General features: G+C 61.5%; 16 protein-coding genes, 1 tRNA gene and 1 riboswitch. Of the genes, 11 read left to right on the top strand and 6 right to left on the bottom strand.

Annotated features, from left to right (window positions below):
- Positions 1-9 precede the first annotated feature (9 nt).
- The 3 genes from ACN0SY_RS05495 (at position 10) to ACN0SY_RS05485 (ending at position 6,018) form a co-directional block, all read left to right on the top strand.
- Positions 10-987, top strand: coding sequence for an Hsp33 family molecular chaperone (locus tag ACN0SY_RS05495; RefSeq protein ID WP_417685164.1), 978 nt, complete (start codon positions 10-12; stop codon positions 985-987).
- A gap of 213 nt (positions 988-1,200) precedes the next feature.
- Positions 1,201-2,616 carry an efflux RND transporter periplasmic adaptor subunit gene (locus ACN0SY_RS05490; protein ID WP_417685162.1) on the top strand — a complete coding sequence of 472 codons (1,416 nt, stop codon included), beginning with the start codon at positions 1,201-1,203 and terminating at the stop codon, positions 2,614-2,616.
- Positions 2,617-2,619: 3 nt separating this feature from the next.
- Positions 2,620-6,018, top strand: a complete 3,399-nt coding sequence (locus tag ACN0SY_RS05485; RefSeq protein ID WP_417685160.1) for an efflux RND transporter permease subunit — start codon at positions 2,620-2,622, stop codon at positions 6,016-6,018.
- 24 nt (positions 6,019-6,042) lie between these two features.
- Here the strand turns inward: ACN0SY_RS05485 and ACN0SY_RS05480 are convergent, their stop codons facing one another.
- Positions 6,043-6,687, bottom strand: coding sequence for an alpha/beta family hydrolase (locus ACN0SY_RS05480; protein WP_417685158.1), 645 nt, complete (start codon positions 6,685-6,687; stop codon positions 6,043-6,045).
- Positions 6,688-6,806: 119 nt separating this feature from the next.
- Here ACN0SY_RS05480 and ACN0SY_RS05475 point away from each other — a divergent pair, with 119 nt between their 5' ends.
- The gene (locus tag ACN0SY_RS05475; RefSeq protein WP_417685157.1) at positions 6,807-7,646 is read left to right on the top strand and encodes a sterol desaturase family protein; all 840 of its coding nucleotides are present in this window, start codon (positions 6,807-6,809) and stop codon (positions 7,644-7,646) included.
- On the opposite strand, the gene ACN0SY_RS05470 is transcribed toward ACN0SY_RS05475, so the two are convergent.
- Entirely contained in the window at positions 7,640-8,443 is an 804-nt protein-coding gene (locus tag ACN0SY_RS05470) for a transporter substrate-binding domain-containing protein (RefSeq protein WP_417685155.1), read from the bottom strand. The two genes, ACN0SY_RS05475 and ACN0SY_RS05470, sit on opposite strands and share 7 nt — an antisense overlap.
- 158 nt (positions 8,444-8,601) lie before the next feature.
- On the opposite strand from ACN0SY_RS05470, the gene ACN0SY_RS05465 reads away from it, so the two are divergent.
- The gene (locus ACN0SY_RS05465; protein ID WP_417685153.1) at positions 8,602-10,425 is read left to right on the top strand and encodes a glycosyltransferase family 2 protein; all 1,824 of its coding nucleotides are present in this window, start codon (positions 8,602-8,604) and stop codon (positions 10,423-10,425) included.
- A gap of 126 nt (positions 10,426-10,551) precedes the next feature.
- Here ACN0SY_RS05465 and ACN0SY_RS05460 read toward each other — a convergent pair.
- Positions 10,552-10,625, bottom strand: a tRNA-Gly gene (locus tag ACN0SY_RS05460).
- 180 nt (positions 10,626-10,805) lie between these two features.
- Here ACN0SY_RS05460 and ACN0SY_RS05455 point away from each other — a divergent pair.
- Positions 10,806-11,600 (top strand): ion transporter, encoded by a 795-nt coding sequence (locus ACN0SY_RS05455; RefSeq protein ID WP_417685887.1) that lies wholly within the window; start codon positions 10,806-10,808, stop codon positions 11,598-11,600.
- 67 nt (positions 11,601-11,667) lie between these two features.
- The gene (locus ACN0SY_RS05450; protein ID WP_417685151.1) at positions 11,668-12,540 is read left to right on the top strand and encodes an ion transporter; all 873 of its coding nucleotides are present in this window, start codon (positions 11,668-11,670) and stop codon (positions 12,538-12,540) included.
- Positions 12,541-12,618: 78 nt separating this feature from the next.
- Here ACN0SY_RS05450 and ACN0SY_RS05445 read toward each other — a convergent pair whose 3' ends face one another.
- Complete coding sequence (locus ACN0SY_RS05445; protein ID WP_417685149.1) at positions 12,619-14,277, bottom strand: lysine--tRNA ligase; 1,659 nt, start codon at positions 14,275-14,277, stop codon at positions 12,619-12,621.
- A 218-nt stretch (positions 14,278-14,495) separates the two neighbouring features.
- On the opposite strand from ACN0SY_RS05445, the gene ACN0SY_RS05440 reads away from it, so the two are divergent.
- Positions 14,496-14,909 (top strand): tellurite resistance TerB family protein, encoded by a 414-nt coding sequence (locus ACN0SY_RS05440; RefSeq protein WP_417685148.1) that lies wholly within the window; start codon positions 14,496-14,498, stop codon positions 14,907-14,909.
- Positions 14,910-14,933: 24 nt separating this feature from the next.
- Here the strand turns inward: ACN0SY_RS05440 and apaG are convergent, their stop codons facing one another.
- On the bottom strand, positions 14,934-15,335 hold the full coding sequence (gene apaG, locus ACN0SY_RS05435) for a Co2+/Mg2+ efflux protein ApaG (protein ID WP_417685146.1): 402 nt from the start codon (positions 15,333-15,335) through the stop codon (positions 14,934-14,936).
- 158 nt (positions 15,336-15,493) lie between these two features.
- Here apaG and ACN0SY_RS05430 point away from each other — a divergent pair, with 158 nt between their 5' ends.
- Complete coding sequence (locus tag ACN0SY_RS05430) at positions 15,494-16,111, top strand: CDP-alcohol phosphatidyltransferase family protein (protein ID WP_417685144.1); 618 nt, start codon at positions 15,494-15,496, stop codon at positions 16,109-16,111.
- A gap of 27 nt (positions 16,112-16,138) precedes the next feature.
- Here the strand turns inward: ACN0SY_RS05430 and ACN0SY_RS05425 are convergent, their stop codons facing one another.
- Positions 16,139-17,329 carry an O-succinylhomoserine sulfhydrylase gene (locus ACN0SY_RS05425; protein ID WP_417685142.1) on the bottom strand — a complete coding sequence of 397 codons (1,191 nt, stop codon included), beginning with the start codon at positions 17,327-17,329 and terminating at the stop codon, positions 16,139-16,141.
- Positions 17,330-17,370: 41 nt separating this feature from the next.
- Positions 17,371-17,450, bottom strand: a riboswitch (SAM riboswitch).
- Positions 17,451-17,569: 119 nt separating this feature from the next.
- Here ACN0SY_RS05425 and ACN0SY_RS05420 point away from each other — a divergent pair.
- Entirely contained in the window at positions 17,570-18,670 is a 1,101-nt protein-coding gene (locus ACN0SY_RS05420) for a 2'-deoxycytidine 5'-triphosphate deaminase (protein WP_417685140.1), read from the top strand.
- A 12-nt stretch (positions 18,671-18,682) separates the two neighbouring features.
- On the top strand, positions 18,683-19,369 hold the full coding sequence (locus ACN0SY_RS05415) for a DUF2161 domain-containing phosphodiesterase (protein ID WP_417685139.1): 687 nt from the start codon (positions 18,683-18,685) through the stop codon (positions 19,367-19,369).
- Positions 19,370-19,375 lie beyond the last annotated feature (6 nt).

Raw genomic sequence — 19,375 nt, 5'->3', positions numbered from 1 at the left:
CTTAAAAGCGTGGCATTCAATATCGAGGATTACGGCGTTGCCCCCGCAGGGCAGGACGCCGTGCGCCCCTTCGCTGTGGAAGGGCTCGACGTACGCGGCCGGGCGATTGCGCTCGGCCCTGTCGTCGACCGCATTCTGGAGCGTCATGACTATCCCGAACCCGTTTCGCGTCTTCTGGCCGAAGCTATTGCGCTGACCAGCCTTCTGGGCACTTCGCTGAAGTTCGACGGCCGCTTCACCCTGCAGACACAGAGCGACGGTCCGGTTTCCATGCTGGTGGTGGATTTCACCTCGCCGGATGCGATCCGTGCCTGTGCCAGCTTCGACGCCGATCAGGTCAATGCATTGAGCGAAGCTGGTGAGGCAACGCCAGAAAAACTGCTCGGCCGCGGCCACCTGGCGATGACCGTCGACCAAGGTCGGCACATGCAGCGGTACCAGGGCCTTGTCGAGCTGGATGGCATCTCGTTTGAGGAAGTCGCGCGGCGCTACTTTGCCCGTTCCGAGCAGATCCCGACCGAGGTACGCCTGGCCGTTGGTGAAGTTCTGACCCGATCCGAAGGCGATGGCCCGAGCCACCGCTGGACTGCGGGCGGCGTGCTGGTGCAATTCCTTCCCGAGGCGCCCGACCGCATGCGTCAGGCCGACCTGCATCCGGGCGATGCCCCGGAAGGCACCTCCGGCCATCATGTTGACGAGGATGATGCCTGGGTCGAGGCCAAGGCTCTGGTCGAAACCGTCAAGGACGACGAGCTGATCGATCCGGACGTGACGGTCGAGCGTCTGTTGTTCCGCCTCTTCCATGAGCGCGGCGTGCGTCTGTTCGACCCGCAGCCGATCAAGGACCAGTGCCGCTGCTCGCGTGCAAAGGTCGAGGGCATCCTCACCACCTTCAAGGCCGAGGAAGTCGAGGACATGAAGGTCGACGACAAGATCGTCGTCAAATGCGAGTTCTGCAGCACGGCCTACGAGTTCGACGCTGACTGACCAGCAGCACATCCGGTAGTCCGAAATGTATCTGAATGTTGCAGGACATTAAGTCTGCGACGTGACGACACAAAACGGCACTTGCCAATGATCTTGCGCGCATGCTTAGGAGTATACTGAGTAGTGTTGCAGCGCGCAAAACCGGGATAGGAGCACATCCGCGGCTCCGGCCTGAGGCGATGCGCGCAAATTGGTGCGTCCCGAAGGATCCTCATGTTGCAGTCTGTCGATAAGCCCGAGAGCGAGAAATCCGTTCCAGTCGAGTTCGTGCCGCCGCGCGAACGCAAGACGACCGTCGGACGCGCCAAGCTGCTCGCCAAGGTCATCCTTCAAACCGTCCTCGCACTCATCGTGCTCTTCGGTGCCTTCAAGGGCATGAACTACCTGATCAGCACCAAGCCGGACGTTCCCAAACGCCCGGTGACGGAAAAGTCCTATGCCGCCGACATCGTGACAGTCACGATCGGCGACAACACCCCGGTCATCAACGTCTATGGTGAAGTCACCGCAGGCCGCCAGGTCGATCTGAGGGCGCTGGTTGCCGGTGAGGTCGTTTCGGTCAATCCCGAGCTCAAGGCCGGGGGAATTGTCGCCAAGGGCGACGAGCTGATCGCCATCGACCGGTTCGAGTATGAAGGCGCGGTGACCGAGGCGACCGCCAACTTGGCAGAGGCTCGTGCCGCCCTCGTGGAAAGCCGGGGCCGTGTCGAACTTCAGAGCGCGAATGTCACCCGCGCCCAGGAGCAGTTGGACTTTGCCCAGAAGGATCTGGAGCGCGCGCAGGACCTTCTCACGCGAGGTTCGGTCACCGAACGCACGGTGGACGAGCGCAAGCTGCTTGTCTCACAGCGCCAGCAGACCCTGGAACAGGCCCGCAACAACCTTGCCCTCGAAGAGGCGAAAGTCGTTCAGCAGGACGCTGTCATCAAGCGCCTGGAGTGGCGGGAGGAAGATGCGCGGCGCCAACTCTCCAATACGGTTCTGAAGGCGCCCTTCGACGCAGTCGTGCGCTCCGAAGCCGCCCAGGTTGGCCGCCTGATCAACGCCAATGACGTGGTTGCCTCGATCTACAGCCGCGATGAACTGGAAGCGCGCTTCACCCTCTCCGACAACCAGTATGGCCGCCTCGTTGCAGAAAGCGGCAGCGTAGTCGGACGTGAAGTGGAGATCCTCTGGTATCTCGGTAATCAGCCCATTGTCTATTCCGCGGTGATCGACCGTGTCGGCGCAGATGTGGCAAGCACGCGCGGCGGTGTCGATGTCTATGCCCGCATCGAGACGTCGCCCAGCGAGACGCCGCTGCGTCCCGGTGCCTTTGTCGAGGTCCGCGTGCCGGACCGCACCTACGCGAACAGCTTCAGCATTCCCGAAACCGCGTTTTATGGCGAAGGCCGTGTCTATGTGGTCACCGCCGAAAACCGTCTTGAGGAACGTGAGGTCAAGGCGCTTGCTTTCGATGCCGGGTCGATCATCGTGGAAGGTGGCCTCAACGATGGCGACAGCGTCCTGTCCACCCGCATTCCCGAAGCTGGTAGCGGCCTGCTGATCCGCCCGATAGGCCAGCCTGCGGAGGAGCCTGCACAACCTGCCGGGAATGCTCCGGCGGCCGTATCAGGCGGGAAGGAATAAGCCATGCCGCTGCGCGCCGAACCCAGAGGGTTCCTCCAGACGGTCGTCCGCCATCCCAATGCGGCCAACCTGATCATGGTCATCATGGTGCTCTTCGGCGCCTTCGGCCTGTCCAAGCTCAACACCCAGTTCTTCCCGACGGTAAAGAGCGACCGCATCACGGTCTCTGTGAGCTGGTCTGGTGCCAGTGCGGAGGACGTTGTCTCCAACGTCCTGGAGGTTCTGGAACCGGAGCTGCGGTTCATCGACGGACTGGACGAGATCGTGTCCTATGGCCGCGAGGGCGCGGCCACGATCATGATGGAGTTCCTCGAAGGCACCGACATGCAGACCGCATTGTCGGACGTCGAAAAGGCCGTCTCCGGCGTGACGACCTTGCCCCAGGACGCCGAGACGCCGGTCATCACGGCCTCCGCCTTTACCGACAGCGTTGCAACGCTCGCCATTCGCGGCCCCTTTTCCGAACGGGCCCTGAAGACCTTCGCCCGTCAGATCCGTGACGACCTGCTGGCGCGCGGCATCGACAAGGTCGAACTTGGCGGTTACCGGGCCCCGGAATATGTCGTCGAGATCCCCGAGCGTGAACTGCGCCGGCTGGATCTGACTGTCAGCCAGATCTCCGATCTCGTCGATGAGAACACGGCAGACGTTCCGGCCGGCAGCCTCGACGGGTCGGTCGAGCGCCAGATCCGCGCCATGGCCGAGAGCCGCTCCGCCGACAACCTCGGCAATATCGAGGTCAAATCCCTTGCGTCGGGCGAGAAGACGACCATTGCCGATATCGGCCGGGTCTTCCGCGACTACGACAGTAGCGCCCTGCAAGGCTTTTCCGACGGCGACCGTGCCATCGAAATCCAGGTCAAGCGCGTCGAGGCGACCGATACCCTCAAGGCGGCCGCGATCCTCGATGCCTATCTTGACGAGATCACGCCGCAGCTTCCGCCAACGCTCGAAATCCTGAAATACGATGTGCGCGCGGATGCCGTGAAGGGCCGTATCACCCTGTTGCTGGACAACGGCCTCTCGGGCCTCGTGCTTGTCGTCGCGATCCTGTTCCTGTTCCTCAATGCCCGTATTGCGCTGTGGGTGGCAATGGGCATTCCCGTGGCGATGATGGCGACCCTGGGCATCATGTGGCTCGCGGGCGAGAGCATCAACATGATCTCGCTCTTTGCCCTGATCATGATGCTTGGCGTGATTGTCGACGACGCCATCGTTGTCGGCGAACATACGGCGACCCGCCTGTCCATGGGCGACAGCCCGGACGAGGCCGCGATCAATGGTGCAAATTCCATGCTGGCGCCTGTGCTTGCCGCCGGCGCCACAACGGTTGCCGCCTTCCTGCCGATCCTGCTGGTCGGAGATGTGCTCGGCCAGATCATGGGCACCTTGCCGGTGGTCGTCGTCTCTGTGGTGATCGCGTCGCTGGTGGAGTGTTTTTTCATCCTGCCCGGACACCTGGCGCATTCGCTCGGCAGCAAACCGGGCTGGACATGGTGGCGGGTCGTCGTCCTTGCCGGAGCCCCGGCGCTGTTCCTGTCGGGTCTGGCGAGCCAGCCGGATCTGGCGGTGCCGCCCTATCTCGATTTTCTTGCGGTTCCGATGCGCGGTCTGCACGGGACGCTTGGCGTTTTCCGTTTCGAGATCGTCCTGATCCTTGGCTGTTTTGCCGTGGCGGTCTTCATTGAAGCTCTGCTGCAGCTTCTGCGCATGCGTGGTCAGCGGCGCAATCCCGACAATCGTCCGGGCTGGTTCCGCAGGGGCTTCGATACCGGTTTCGACTGGATCCGCGACAACCCTTTCAAGGGGCTGGTCGGCATAGCGGTAAGCTGGCGCTATGTGACCTTCGCTCTTGCGATCGCCTGTCTCATCCTTGCGACAGGCCTGATGCGCGGCGGCCGGGTCGGCTTCACCTTCTTCCCCTCTCCGGAAGCTGAGAACCTGTCGGCTTCCATCTTCTTCCATGCCGGGATACCCGAAGCAGATGCCATCGAAGGTGTCCGGAAGATCGAGGCTGCTCTGAGGACGGCAGAAGCGAAACTGACCGAAGGCCTGGATCAGAAGCTGACCGTCGCGAGCTACGTCACCCTGGGTCGCAGCGGCAACAACCGCGGCGATAACGTCGCCGAGATCAGCGTGCAGCTGACACCATCAGAAGAACGCACCATCCGTACGCCGGAAGTCGTTCGCGCATGGCGCAAGGAAGTGCCGGAGATCGCAGGCGCATCCCGCATCGCCATCGCGGAATCCCGGCGCGGACCTCCGGGCCGCGACCTTGATATCCGCCTGACCGGGGCCTCGCTGCAGGACATGAAGGCGGCAGCTCTCGAATTGCAGGAAGAACTCTCGGGCTTCCCGGGCACCAGCGGTGTTACGGATGATCTTCCCTATGGCAAGCCGGAACTTCTGATCGAACTGACACCGCGCGGGCGGGCGCTGGGCTTCACCGTTGAAAGCGCCGCGCGCCAGATCCGTAACGCCTTCGAGGGCAAGATCGCCCGCCGATTTGCCGAAGGCGACGAGGAAGTCACCCTGCGTGTGCGCCAGCAACTCGAGGACGGTGGCAGCGAAATTCTCCGCCGCATGAGCCTGCGCACAAATGCGGGAGAATTCGTGCCTCTGACCGAGGTTGTCGATCTCACGGATACGCAGGGCTTCTCGGTGATCCTGCGCCGCGACGGCAAGACTGTGGTTACGGTTGTCGCCGACGTGGACAGCACCGTCACGTCCAACAACGAGATCATCCAGGAGCTGAGCAAGGCCTATCTGCCGGCATTGGCGGACAAATACGGCCTGACCTATTCCTTCGCGGGCAAGGCGGAGGAACAGTCGAATGCCTTCAGTGACCTTATGACCGGCGTCGCCATGGCAGTCGCCGGGATCTACATCATCCTGGCGGCAATCTTCGCGAGCTACTCGCGTCCGATCATCGTCATGTCGATCATCCCCTTCGGCATCGTCGGGGCGATCACCGGTCACTATGTGATGGGCTTCAACATCACGATCCTGAGCCTGATCGGCCTGCTGGGGCTCGCCGGTATCCTGGTCAACAACTCCATCATTCTCGTCGCCCGTTTCGAGGAGCGGCGGCAGGAAGGCAAGGATGTCACTTCCTCGGCGATCCTGGCGAGCTGTGACCGCCTGCGCGCCGTGTTCCTGACGTCGCTGACGACCATCGGCGGCCTTCTGCCGCTGATGTTCGAAAGCAGTCTTCAGGCCCAGTTTCTGCTGCCGATGGCGATCACCATCGTGTTCGGTCTGGGAACGGCAACCGTGCTGGTCCTGATGATGGTGCCCGCGCTTTTGAAGATCGGCGACGATATTTCGGGGCTGATCCTCTTGCGTCGTCGTCCGCCAGAGCCGGACCACCGGACCTCAACGGACCTGACTGCCGCCGAATAACATTTCGGCGGCAGCGGTTGATTGTCAGGCCAGTCTCGAGGCGAATTCAGCGACGGTCTTTGCCGCTTCGGAAATGTTTCCGTCGAGGGTCGCGGGCGACTTGCCGCGTGGCCCGAAGTCATGGTTGCCGTCTTCAAGATAATGAAGGGCAACATGAGAGGGCAGGGAGATGGCGTCGAGTTCGGCCTGGAAACCGAAGGGATCCCGGTCGCCCTGCAGGATCTGCACGGGACGCTTTGCCTCCAGAAGGGGTTCCATGCGCCATTCGGCTTCCGGCTTGCCGGTCGGATGGAACGGGTAACCGAAACAGGCAACGCCCTTTACCCGTGAGGGCAGGGAAGAGCCACCCGCCAGCATCGCCGCGATACGCCCGCCCATCGACTTGCCGCCGATCAGAAGCGGCCCGTCACAGTCTTTCATGACTTTCTGCAGGGCGGTCTGGAATTCCCCAATCAGCTTGTCGGCCTTCGGTGGCGGTTTCTTCGGTCCGCCGGTGCGGCGGCCAGCCATATAAGCGAACTCGAAGCGAGCGACCTGTATCCCTTGCGCGCAAAGTGCGGCAGCGAGCTTGTTCATGAAGGTAGAGTCCATGGCAGCTCCCGCGCCATGGGCCAAAAGCAGCGTCGCGACGGCTGGCGTCTCCGGTTTACTCCAGAGGAAGTCTGTCATGGTGCGGTGATCCGTCTCAACTTGGCTTGAAGGAAAACTGGCATACATTCTGTCTGCAAGGTTGCCGGACGTAATATGTTTTGCGTCCGACCGCAATGGTGCCGGTGGAGACGCAACGCATGAACGACATTGATCCGGGTACGCTTCGGCTGCTTTTCTTCGGCGGCATCTTCGTGACGATGGCGGCCATCGAACTTCTTCTACCGCGCCGGGATCTGTCGGTCGGTCGCCTGTCGCGCTGGCCGACCAACTGGGCGATTGTCATTCTGGATGCGCTGCTGGTCCGGCTTCTGTTCCCGATCGGCGGTGTCGGACTGGCCTTGTGGGCGAGTGAGAACGGCTTCGGTCTCCTCAACCTGCTGGACTGGCAGAACTGGACCGGGGCGCTTGCCGGTGTCGCAGCCTTCCTCGTACTGGATTTTGCCGTCTGGTTTCAGCACCTTGCCGCGCACAAGATCCCCGTCCTCTGGCGCATCCACCAGGTCCACCACGCCGATGGCGACGTGGATGTCACGACGGCACTGAGGTTTCATCCCATCGAAATCCTGCTGTCGTTTCTCTGGAAAGGGCTGGTGATCCTCGGTCTCGGTGCTCCGGTGGAGGCGGTCCTCGTGTTCGAAATCGTGCTCAACGGCGCTGCCATGTTCAATCATGCCAATGCCGCTCTGCCGCAATGGCTGGATCGGGGCTTGAGGCTCGTGATCGTGACGCCGGACATGCACCGGGTACACCACTCGGCCAAGCCTTCTGAAACCGACAGCAACTATGGCTTCAATCTTGCCATCTGGGACCGCATCTTCCGAACCTATACGGCTCAGCCCGAGAAGGGGCATCTCGGCATGACAATAGGTCTATCCGAAGACATGTCCCGCGGCGCGCGCAGATTGTCCTGGAGCCTTGTCCTGCCCTTCCGCCCACTTGCCACGCGGCGTGGCCCCGCGTCCGATGCCGATCAATAGAAACTGATCGGGAAGTAGCGCAGGTACAGTTCCTTGAACGTGCCTTTCTGGGCAAGCGAGCGCAGCGCATAGTCGATGGCTTCCGCCCGGTCTGTGTCCTGCTTGCGGAACGCGATCGACAGGCCCGTGCCGAAATAACCCGGCTCCAGCCAGGGGCCGCCGGCAAATTCGCAGCAGCCATTTGCGGCTTCGCCACTCAGAAAGAAGGACAAGGACATGCCGTCGCCGAAGTGGGCGTCGGCATTGCCATTCATCAACGCCGCTCTCGCTTCGCTGGCCGACGGGTAGGTCAGGAGAAGCGCTTCAGGCCAGAAGGTCATGGCAAAGGCCTCGTGACGCGAGCCGGCTTCCACGGCGACCCGCACGCCGGACAATGCGTTCTCGTTGAACGTGAAGCCGTTATCACGGCGAACCACGAAACGGGCCGGAAGCTTCAGGTAGTCGTCTGAAAAACGCAGGCTTTCATTCAGGTCTTTCGACGGAGCCAGGCCGGAGATGATGGCATCGCCCTCTTCTTCGATCAGCGCAGGAACGAGCGCCTCGAAATCCTTGATCCGGAGCGAACACGAGCTGCCAAGCTCGACGCAGATTGCGCGTGAAAGGTCGACGTTGAAGCCGGTCAGGCGGCCGCTGGGGTCGCGAAACACGAAGGGCGGAAAGCCGTCCGTCGCCAGAAACTGGATCTTCTCCGGAAAATTTCCCGGCCGATCGCTGACGGCTTTCTGATCCCAGAAATTCGGGATCACCGGCGTGGCCGTTGCGTCCTGCGAACGGGAGGGGTGCGGAAATGCAATCATGAGTATGATTGCTGCAATATATAAAACTGTTGATTGCATAATCGCGATGTGACCAAATGCTCCGCGGGGATATGGGGGCAGGCGCGTACTCAAGTGCATTCTTGGCTAGGTACTCGCTTGTGCATGCGCTGCCACCTGTCGACTCGGGGGGTATGGTAGTGCAAGAGTCCTATCCAGGCGAGTTGGAGATTTTGCGCCAGCGCGGCATCGCATCCAGCGTCCTGCAGTGCGCCATTGATGAAGCCGCCAGAATGGGGGTCCCGGTATCGGAATACCTTGTTTCCGAGGCGATCGTCAGTGAGGCAACGGTCTACAGCGCCCTTGCCGAACATTGCAGTGTTCCCTTCGTCCCGGAGATGGGTTTCAGGCCCCAGAGCGTCAACAATATCCCGCTTGGCTTCGGCAGCCTCGCGAATGGTCCGTTGCTGGTCGGCGTCAGCGCCTCCAGGCCTCACTACGTGATTGCGCCCGAGTACGGTCAGTTTGCCTCGGTTAAGGCGCATCTTGCCCGCTTTCCCTCGCTCGCAGGCCAGATCAGGATTGCAACACCCAGTGCCATCCGTCAGGCGGTCACGGTTCTCAAGTCGCCGGCAGGGGATCTGGAATCCCGCTTTCCCGAGTTCAGCGCCCGCCAGCGACTGTCGCGGGTGCAACTCGCGACGATGGCGGGCGTGGCGCTCGCCTTTTTCGCCGGCTTTCTGATCCCGGGGGCCTGGTTGCTGTATGGACTGTTCCTCGTCTTTGCCGCGGCTTGTCTGGTCAGTGGTCTCGCGCGTCTTGAAAGCACGCGGCAGACCCGAACCGAAGCGATCGACATGAAACTGCCCGATGCGCTTGGATCGGCGGAGATCCTCTGGCCGGCCTACACGGTATTGGTGCCGCTCTATCGCGAGGCCCGAATTGTCCCGGACCTGCTGGCGGCGATGCGCTCGATCGACTATCCGCGCGACAGGCTGGAAATCCGGTTCCTGCTGGAACGGGATGATGTTGAAACCCGCCAGGCATTCATGGGCCGGCTCGACAGCCATATGGAAGTCGTCATCGTCCCGGATGGGTTTCCCAAGACCAAGCCCCGGGCCCTTGCCTTTGGCCTTCAGGCCGCCAAGGGCAAATACGTCACGGTCTTCGATGCAGAAGACCTGCCGCAACCGGACCAGTTGAAGAAAGCGGCGCTGTTCTTCACGCTCGGACCTGAAAACCTTGCCTGCCTGCAGGCCCGGCTTGCCATCGACAATTGCCAGGAGAGCTTCTTTTCCCGGCAGTTCGCCCTCGAATATGCCTGCCTGTTCGATCAGATGATCCCCTGGTTCCACCTGAAAAGCTGGCCGTTTCCGCTCGGCGGAACCTCGAACCACTTCAAGCGCTCGGTGCTTGAGCGTATCGGCGGCTGGGACAAGTACAATGTCACGGAGGACGCGGACCTGGGCATTCGCCTGGCCCGGTTCGGCTACCTTGCCGGAGTGCTGCCAAGCTCGACCTATGAAGAGGCGCCGATCACATGGCCTGCCTGGGTGTCCCAGAGAGCGCGGTGGTACAAGGGCTGGCTGCAGACGCTCTTTGTCCATATGCGCAACCCGGGGCGGACATTCCGCGAGGTTGGAGCTGCACGAATGGCGGCTGTGCTCTTGATGATCATGGGCAGCTTCTTCATGATGGCGCTGCATCCTTTCATCATGCTTGCAGCGGCCGGCTATCTTGCGGGCCTTTGGCCCTGGCGCGTCGATCCCGGCATCGCCGACGACCTTTTTCTGGGGGGCTGCCTCTTGGCCGCGCTGGTCGGCTATGTCGGCACTGCCTTTGCGACAGTCATCGCCGGGCGACGGAGGGGCTACAGGCCCGGCATCCTCGACATCGCTCTGCTGCCCGTCTACTGGATCTGCACGAGCATCGCGTTCTACCGGGCTGTGCGGGAATTCATCTTCACGCCCTATGCCTGGAACAAGACGGAGCACGGTCTGTCACGCCACAGGCGTTCGCGTTGAGGCTGACTGGCTTCAGCCGAACAAGAGAAAGGGTACTGCGCTCAAGCAGCCCGAAGGGCGATAGCGCAAAGAAACATCAAGCGCTCAAGCAGCCCAAAGGGCGATAGCGCCAGCAAGCAGTCATACTGGAGCGGGTGAAGGGAATCGAACCCTCGTCTTAAGCTTGGGAAGCTTCTGCTCTACCATTGAGCTACACCCGCCGAGGCGCGCAACGCGACTTTTCTGCGCCCGGCGGCAGCGGCTGTCAAGCGCGATATACTGCGCCCGCCGTGTTCTCCTCACCTGCCGTGCTCTTGCGCTGGGACGCCCAAGTTGCCATCTTCCGGCCGGGCAAACACTTCGCCCTCGATTTCTATCCCAAGGCAGCATACGAGAGGATCATGCGGGACAGGCTCAGGACGCTCATTTCATCGCGGCAGTGGGAAATGGTCATCGTCGCGATCATTGTCGTCAATGCGATCACACTGGGGCTCGAAACGTCGCAGACCGCCATGGCCTATGCCGGCGGACTGCTGACCACCATCGACAGCGTGATCCTTGCCATTTTTGCGGTCGAGATCGCCCTCAGGATCTACGCCTACGGGTTGCGCTTCTTCAAGGACCCATGGAGCCTGTTCGACTTCGCCATCGTGTCGATCGCGCTGGTCCCGGCGAGCGGTCCTTTCGCAGTCCTGCGTGCGCTCAGGATCCTGCGCGTCTTGCGCCTCATTTCCGTTGTGCCCTCTCTTCGCCGCGTGATCGGTGGACTGATCTCGGCCCTGCCGGGCATGGGCTCTATCGTCGTCCTGATGGCGCTGGTCTTCTACGTCTTTGGCGTCATGGCGACCAAGCTTTACGGCGAAGCCTTCCCCGAATGGTTCGGAACGCTCGCGCATTCGGTCTACACGCTGTTCCAGGTCATGACCCTGGAAAGCTGGTCCATGGGCATCGTGCGCCCGGTGATGGAAGTCTATCCGAACGCCTGGCTGTTCTTCGTGCCCTTCATCCTGTCGACGGCCTTCACGGTGCTGAACCTCTTCATCGGTATCATCGTCTCGGCGATGCAGGAGGAGCATGAACACACCGCCGACGAGGACAGGAAGGCGATCCATACCGAGGCCGAGCATATCCTGGCCGAAGTTCGTGCGCTGAGAGCGGAGCTGGCGGAGTTCCGCAGCAGCCAGGAAAAGAGCTGACACGCCAGGCGTCATGAAATCGCGGTTACTGCGTCCCTGATGGCAACGACGTCAGGGGAGCAAATATATGGAGCACCGCGAGATTCCCGAGCCGCTGAGACGGCGGCTCGACCGGGTCGGCCATCTTGTCGTCGTTCTGGCCGCGTTTGCATTTGCGGTGATGCGACAGGACGCGGTGGCACGGGAGCTAGCCGATCTGCGGGACCTTCTGGGTTGGACCATCCTTGCGGTGATGGCCCTGGAAATCACCTTCCGCTTCTCCCTGGAGGGGATTGAGGCCACGCGCCGTCTTTGGAACGTGTTCGACGCGGTGGTCGTGCTCGTCGCGGCGCTCACCCAGACCCCGGTTCTTGTGGTGATCCGGCTGGTCTTCGTCATCAGGATCTTCCCGTTCCATGAGCGGATCCGCATGGTCATTCGCGTGGGCCGATTTGGGCAGCGTATCTTTCGCGATTTGGCCAGAGCTGCCGTTGTCCTTCTGGCGGGTTTATTGGCCCTGTCTCTGCTTGCTGGAGAACTTCTGGCCGACCTTCTTGCCAATGAGTTCGGTACACCCCTCAAGGCGATGGAGACGCTGATCCGGATTGTCATCGCCGACCTGGAGACGCTTTCGAAGCTGGTTCATCTGGCAGGGGACTATCCGTTGATCTGGATATTCCTGGTTCTACCCTGGCTGCTCGTCCTTTTTCTCGCTCTCATGCTCCTGACTGCCCCGTTTGTCGATGAGGCTATCGCCATTGAGGACGAGGCAGAGGTTGCTGCGGAGGCCCTGTCGGAAATGCGCCTTATGCAGCTCGAAACGGAAATGGTGCAGAAGGAAATCGCGGTGGAGGCCGAAGCCGAGCGGCTGCTCATTCGCGCGGAAACGAACAGGATCCTGAAGGAGATCGGCAGGCTCAAGGACGAGATGAGTTCCTATCGCCATCGTTATCGCCGGTAAGCTGAGACATTCGGGGGCGCGGAAATGAAAAGAGCGGCGCAATGCGCCGCTCCTCATGTTTCTTCACCGCCGGGTGCCTTAGACGGTCAGTTCACCGGCAAGCGCCTTGGCGATCAGGGCGCGGGTCTCGGCAATGCCGTAGAGTGCCACGAAGGAGCCGAAGCGAGGGCCCTTTTCCTGACCGAGCAGGACTTCGTAGAGCGCCTGGAACCACAGGACGGAAACGCCGGGGCCACCGTCCGGGCTCTTCTTCTTCTGGTCCTGATAGCGCTCGATCTTGCGCCCAACATCGAGGATTGCGTTCTGGATGACGGCACCGTCCGCATCGGCGGGCATGGCGGCAAGCGCTGCGTCCACCTGCTGAAGCGCATCGCGTTCCACATCATCCGGAGTCTTGAACGACTTGTTCGGCTTGACGAAGTCGTCGAAGTAACGGATCGCGTAGCCGACGAGCTGGTCCAGGTGCGGGTGGGTCTCAGCCGTCACGCCCGGAGCGTAGCGGGTAATGAAGGCCCAGAGCACGTCCTTGTTTTCCGCGTTCGATGCGGACACGAGGTTCAGCAGCATGGCGAAGGGCACCGGCAGGTCAATGTCCGGAACCTTGCCGGAATGGATGTGCCACGCCGGGTTCTGCAGCTGCTGCTCCACCGGCATCGAGGCGTATTTCTGAGCGAAGGTGAAATACTCGTCGACCGCCTTCGGGATCACGTCGAAATAGAGCTTCTTCGCGGTCTTCGGCTTCTGGAACATGTAGAGCGCCAGGCTCTCGGTCGGCGCGTAGGTCAGCCACTCGTCGATGGTCAGGCCGTTGCCCTTGGACTTGGAGATCTTCGAGCCGTCGTCGGCCAGGAACAGTTCGTAGACGAAGTGCTCCGGCGGAGTGCCGCCAAGAACCTTACAGATCTTGTCGTAGAGGCCCATGTTCGGACCGTGGTCCTTGCCGAACATCTCGAAGTCGACATCGAGAGCTGCCCAGCGGGCACCGAAGTCCGGCTTCCACTGCAGCTTCACGTTGCCGCCGGTGACGGACAGGGTAACGTCCGTGCCGTCCTCATCCTCGAAGGTGATCGTGCCGTCCTTGGCGTTCACGTCCTTCATCGGAACATAGAGCACGCGGCCGGAGATCGGCGAAATCGGCAGGAACGGGCTGTAGGTCGCCTGGCGCTCTTCTCCGAGCGTCGGCAGCATCACGTCCATGAGCTTCTGGTAACGCTCAACTGCCGTCAGCAGGATCTCGTCGAACTTGCCCGACTTGTAGTACTCGGTCGCGCTGGCGAACTCGTAGTCGAAGCCGAAGGTGTCGAGGAACCGGCGCAGCATGGCGTTGTTGTGATCGCCGAAGCTCTTGTAGTCGCCGCCAAACGGGTTCGGCACGACGGTCAGCGGCATCTGCAGGTAGGGTTCAAGCGCGGCCTTGTCCGGAACGTTGTCCGGGATCTTGCGCATGCCGTCCATGTCGTCCGAGAAGCACAAGAGCCGTGTCGGGATCTTGTCCTCTGTCAGAAGACGGAACGCGGTGCGCACCATGGTCGTACGGGCAACCTCGCCGAAGGTACCGATATGCGGCAGGCCGGACGGACCGTAGCCGGTTTCGAACAGAACCGGACGAGACGGATCCCGCTTCTCGACACGTTTGACCAGTTTTCGCGCTTCCTCGAACGGCCAGGCTTTGGAAGTCCGGGCCGCCTCGACGAGTTCTGGCGAAAGGTCAAGCGGTGGCAGGGATCGGTCTGTCATGATGTGAGGTTCGTTCTGCTTGTTTGGAAATTCGAAAGCTTCTCGCGCGCAAGGTCGGCTTCGACCTGCGGGAAGCGCGGCGACACTAGAAAAGGTCAGGGCTTGCGTCAACGAAGATATGGCGTTCTTGCGCCTTGAAGGTAAAGACTGGAAGGTCTACCTGTCGCTGCGACGATGAAAACCAAGCATCACGGGCCGGGAAGGGGCACATACTGGGTATGGACACGACAATCAGCATTCAGGAAGCACTCGTCTACGTCATGGTCATCATGTCGGCATCGGACAATTCCATGACCGACAGCGAATTGGCCAAGATCGGCGATATCGCCAAGAGCCTGCCGGTCTTTGCCAATTACGACGCGGCGAATGTTCTGCCGGCGGCGCAGCGGTGCGGCGAACGCCTGCAGTCGGAAACCGGCCTTAGCGACGTTCTCGCGCTGATCGCCGATGTTCTTCCGGTTCATCTTTACGACACGGCCTATGCGCTTGGCGTCGAGGTTGCTGCCGCCGATCTGGGAGTTTCTCCGGAAGAACTTCGCGTGCTTCAGCTGCTGCGTGACCGCTTCAACCTCGACAAGCTGACCACCGCCGCCATCGAGCGCGGCGCAATCGCCCGCTTCAAGCGCGGCTGACGCTGATCTGCGGCCTGGGCTTTCTCAGTTCAGGCTGCGAATGTCGTCCGGAAGGTCGAGAGAAAACGCCGGGATGTCGGCATCGAAGCTGCTGCCGTCTTCGCGCTCCATGCCGTAGCTGCCCTGCATGATGCCGGAGTTGGTCTTCAGCGGGCACCAGGACGAATAGTCAAACGTGTCGCCCGGCTCGATCCAGGGCTCTTCCCCGACGACACCGGTACCGCGCACTTCCTCGACACGGCCGAGCCCGTCGACGATCTTCCAGTAGCGGGTTCGAAGCTGGACGGGCACATCCGATCCGTTATGGATCTCGACCATATAGGCCCAGACGAAGTGACCGTGATCGGGTTCGGATTCGTCGTCCAGATAGTATGGCTCCACCGAAACCTCGATGCCGTTGGTCGTGGCGCGATACGTTCCTGACAATTCCAAATCACCCGTTGGTTGTTGAGCGGCGTGGCGTTCATGTGCGTGGTTCTTATAGAGCGCATGACGCAAGCGTGAAACCCGCGTGGTTGCAGCTGGCCGCAAGATCCCGCATTTAATGCAGACCCGCCTGCTTTTCCAGATCGGATTCGCGTTTAATGTTCGATGCCCGCCTGCGCCCCCTGATCGACCCGCCGCTGAACAGGGCCGGTCGATGGCTCGCCGCGCGCGGTGCATCCGCCAATCAGATCACCCTCACGGGCTTTGGATTTGCCCTCGTCGCCGGCGCTCTGATCGGTGCCGGGCGCAGTGATCTGGCCCTGATCTTTGTTATTCTGAACCGCCTTTGTGACGGACTGGACGGAGCCGTCGCCCGTGTCACGGGCAAGACCGATCTCGGCGGCTATCTCGACATCGTTCTGGATTTTATCTTCTACGGCGGAATACCGCTTGCCTTTGCCGTTCAGGATCCGGCCGGCAACGCTCTGGCGGCTGCCGTGCTGCTTTTCAGCTTCTATGCCAACGGATCGGCTTTCCTGGCTTTCGCGGTCATTGCCGAGAAGCGCGGGTTTGTCACCACGGCACAGGGGCAGAAGTCGCTGTTCTACCTGAGTGGCATTGCTGAAGGTGCGGAGACGATCGCGCTGTTCTGCCTCATGTGCCTTTGGCCATCAGGTTTTGCGCTTCTCGCCTATGGCTTTGCCGCCGTGTGTGTCGTCTCGGCGGCAGCGCGCGTCGTGATGGTGTCGCGGTTGCTGAGCCGGGAGAAGCGATAGAACCCCTCCCGGATGTTTGTTCGCTGATCAGACGGCCTTGAGGGCCTTTGCGATGTCCTCGATCAGGTCGTCGGCGTCTTCAAGGCCCACGGACAGGCGCAGAAGACCGCCGGAAATGTCGAGTTCGGCGCGGGCTTCCTCGCCGATCGACTGGTGGGTCGTGGTCGCCGGGTGGGTGATCAGGCTCTTGGCGTCGCCGAGGTTGTTGGAGATCTTGACGATCTCAAGTGCGTTCAGAACGCGGAATGCCGCTTCCTTGCCGCCGGCAACCTCGAAGGCCAGCATGGTGGAGCCGCCGGTCATCTGCTTCTTCGCGATCTCGGCCTGCGGGTGGTCGTTCCGGCCCGGATAGATCAGGCGCGTGACGTTGGACTGACCGGCAAGGAAATCGGCAATCTTGGCTGCGCTCGACGTCTGCTGGGCAACCCGGAGCGGCAGGGTTTCAAGCCCCTTCAACAGCACCCAGGCGCTGAACGGGCTCATGTGTGGACCGGTGTGCTTGACGAAGGGCATCACCTCATCGACGATCCATTTCTCGTCGGACAGCACGACACCGCCAAGGCAGCGGCCCTGGCCATCGATATGCTTGGTTGCGGAGTAGACCACGACGTCGGCTCCCAGCGCCAGGGGCGATTGGAACAGCGGCGTTGCGAAGACGTTGTCGACGATCAGCCTTGCACCGACGGAGTGCGCGATCTCTGCGACCGCGGCAATGTCGATGATTTCCAGCGTCGGGTTGGTCGGGCTTTCCAGGAAAAGGGCCTTGGTGTTCGGGCGAATGGCGGCCTTCCACTGCTCGATGTCGGTGCCGTCGACGAGTGTGCTTTCAACGCCGAAGCGCGGCAGCAGGGTTTCGCAGATGTAACGGCAGGAGCCGAACAGCGCCTTGGCGGCAACCACATGGTCACCTGCCTTGACCGAGGCCATCAGTGCAAGGTTGACCGCTGCCATGCCGGAGGCCGTCGCGCGCGCAGCTTCCGCCCCTTCGAGCATCTTGATCCGGTCCTCGAACATGGACACGGTCGGATTGGCGTAGCGGGAATAGACGAACCCCGGATTTTCGCCGTTGAAGCGGGACTCGGCGGCCTCGGCACTGTCATAGACGAACCCTTGCGTCAGGAACATGGCTTCCGACGTTTCGCCATGCTGCGAGCGGGTGGTGCCGCCATGCACGAGCTGGGTGGCAGGGCGCCATGTCTTCTGGGTGTCGTTGGTCATCGAAAGCTGCTCCAAATGCAAAAAACCCGGCCTCAAGACCGGGGTTTTGCAACCCGGCCTCTTTAGCTACTTGTTTAACGTGGCTGCAAGCCGGCCGGCCCAAATCACCACGAGTTCGGCCTGTCCATAGGATAAAAAACCAAATGCGTCAATCTCGCCAAGGAAAGCTGTTGGCCTCGTTGGTTCAATCCGTTAAGCACGGTAAACAAAGGAAATAAGACACATGTCGCGGGATGGGTCATGACGCAAGCACCGACAGGCATTTTGCCGGCGCACACGATCGAGCAGATGTTCGCAGATGGCACGATCTTCGCCGAGGCACCGCCGCTTGACGGGCAGATCCAGCCGGCCAGCCTCGACCTGCGCCTCGGCCATTCCGCTTACCGTGTGCGGGCAAGTTTCCTGACCGGCCCGGAAAGCACTGTCATGGACCGGCTTGAGACCCTCAAATTGCACAGGGTGGATCTGACCGACGGAGCGGTGCTTGAAACCGGCTGCGTTTACATCGTTCCGTTGCTCGAAAATCTGGCCTTGCCGCAGGACATCTCGGCCACGGCTAACCCGAAGAGCTCGACAGGGCGTCTTGATGTCTTCACCCGCGTCATCACCGACCACGGCCTTGCTTTCGATACGGTGCCGGCCGGCTACAACGGCCCTCTCTATGCCGAGATCTCGCCGCTGACCTTCCCGATTCTGGCGCGCACCGGATCCCGTCTCAGCCAGATCCGCTTTCGCCGTGGCGTGTCTCTCATCTCCGACGAGGCACTGGAAGAGGTGCACAAGGTTCATACTTTGATGAGCGGTGGCAACGAGCGCATTGGCGGCGGCGTCCAGCTCTCCATTGACCTTGAGGGCGCGGGGCAGGGGAGTCTCGTCGGCTATCGCGCCAAGCACCACTCCGGACTGATCGACGTCGACAAGCCCGGAGCGCAGGAGCCGCTCGACTTCTGGGAGCCGATTTATCGCCGCGGCGCTGCCGAACTCATCCTGGATCCCAACGAATTCTACATTCTCGTCAGCCAGGAAGCTGTTCACGTGCCGCCTGAATTTGCTGCCGAGATGGTCCCGTTCGATGCCCTGGTCGGTGAATTCCGCGTCCACTATGCCGGGTTCTTCGATCCGGGTTTCGGTCACTCCGGTGCAGGGGGTGTCGGGTCCCGTGCGGTTCTGGAGGTGCGCTCACATGACGTGCCGTTCATCCTCGAACACGGCCAGACGGTCGGTCGTCTCGTCTATGAAAAAATGGCCGAGCGTCCGAAGACCCTCTATGGCGAGGGCATCGGCTCCAACTACCAGGGGCAGGCGCTGAAGCTCTCCAAGCATTTCCGGGCTTCCGCCTAGGGAGCAAGGCCCGTGGCCGACATCCTCGAAACCGATCTCTACCCGCCGATCAAGGCCTATCTCTGTGCCCAGGGCTATGAGGTGAAGGCGGAAGTCGGGTCAGCGGATGTCGTCGCCTGCAAAGGCACGGAAGATCCGGTGATCGTGGAACTCAAGACCGGGTTCAGTCTTGGACTGTTTCACCAGGCCATCGCGCGCCAGTCGATCACCGATGCGGTCTATGTCGCCGTGCCGCGCAACAAGGGCAAACGCTTTCAGGCGGCCCTCAAGAACAATCTGAAGCTGGCTCGTCGGCTGGGGCTCGGGCTTATAACCGTACGCCTTGAAGACGGGCTGGTCGAAGTGCATCAGGATCCTGCGACCTTTAAGCCACGCAAGATGAAACCGCGCAAGATCCGCTTGCTGCGCGAATTTGCGCGCCGGGTCGGCGACCCGAACACAGGCGGCTCGACGCGGGTGACACTTGTGACCGCCTATCGTCAGGACGCGCTGCGCTGTGCTGCCCATCTTGATGCAAATGGTCCAAGCAAGGGGGCGGAGGTGGCGCGGTCGACGGGGGTCAGTACGGCCACACGGCTGATGGCGGATGACCACTACGGTTGGTTCGAACGGGTGGAACGCGGCGTCTATGCCCTCACGCCGAAGGGGGCCGCAGCCTTCGCCCAGGCTGGCGCACCACCCGCCCCGGGTGAGGGCTAGGCAAGC

The organism is Roseibium sp., assembly GCF_048261595.1.
Taxonomy (GTDB): domain Bacteria; phylum Pseudomonadota; class Alphaproteobacteria; order Rhizobiales; family Stappiaceae; genus Roseibium.
Note: the sequence above shows the minus strand (reverse complement) of the source record. Positions and strands in the feature narration are given on the sequence as shown.

Coding starts and splice junctions, on each gene's coding strand:
- ACN0SY_RS05490 (WP_417685162.1), top strand. CDS start 1,201: ATGTTGCAGTCTGTCGATAAGCCCGAGAGCGAGAAATCCGTTCCAGTC.
- ACN0SY_RS05485 (WP_417685160.1), top strand. CDS start 2,620: ATGCCGCTGCGCGCCGAACCCAGAGGGTTCCTCCAGACGGTCGTCCGC.
- ACN0SY_RS05480 (WP_417685158.1), bottom strand. CDS start 6,687: ATGACAGACTTCCTCTGGAGTAAACCGGAGACGCCAGCCGTCGCGACG.
- ACN0SY_RS05475 (WP_417685157.1), top strand. CDS start 6,807: ATGAACGACATTGATCCGGGTACGCTTCGGCTGCTTTTCTTCGGCGGC.
- ACN0SY_RS05470 (WP_417685155.1), bottom strand. CDS start 8,443: ATGATTGCATTTCCGCACCCCTCCCGTTCGCAGGACGCAACGGCCACG.
- ACN0SY_RS05455 (WP_417685887.1), top strand. CDS start 10,806: ATGCGGGACAGGCTCAGGACGCTCATTTCATCGCGGCAGTGGGAAATG.
- ACN0SY_RS05450 (WP_417685151.1), top strand. CDS start 11,668: ATGGAGCACCGCGAGATTCCCGAGCCGCTGAGACGGCGGCTCGACCGG.
- ACN0SY_RS05445 (WP_417685149.1), bottom strand. CDS start 14,277: ATGACAGACCGATCCCTGCCACCGCTTGACCTTTCGCCAGAACTCGTC.
- ACN0SY_RS05440 (WP_417685148.1), top strand. CDS start 14,496: ATGGACACGACAATCAGCATTCAGGAAGCACTCGTCTACGTCATGGTC.
- ACN0SY_RS05430 (WP_417685144.1), top strand. CDS start 15,494: ATGTTCGATGCCCGCCTGCGCCCCCTGATCGACCCGCCGCTGAACAGG.
- ACN0SY_RS05425 (WP_417685142.1), bottom strand. CDS start 17,329: ATGACCAACGACACCCAGAAGACATGGCGCCCTGCCACCCAGCTCGTG.
- ACN0SY_RS05420 (WP_417685140.1), top strand. CDS start 17,570: ATGACGCAAGCACCGACAGGCATTTTGCCGGCGCACACGATCGAGCAG.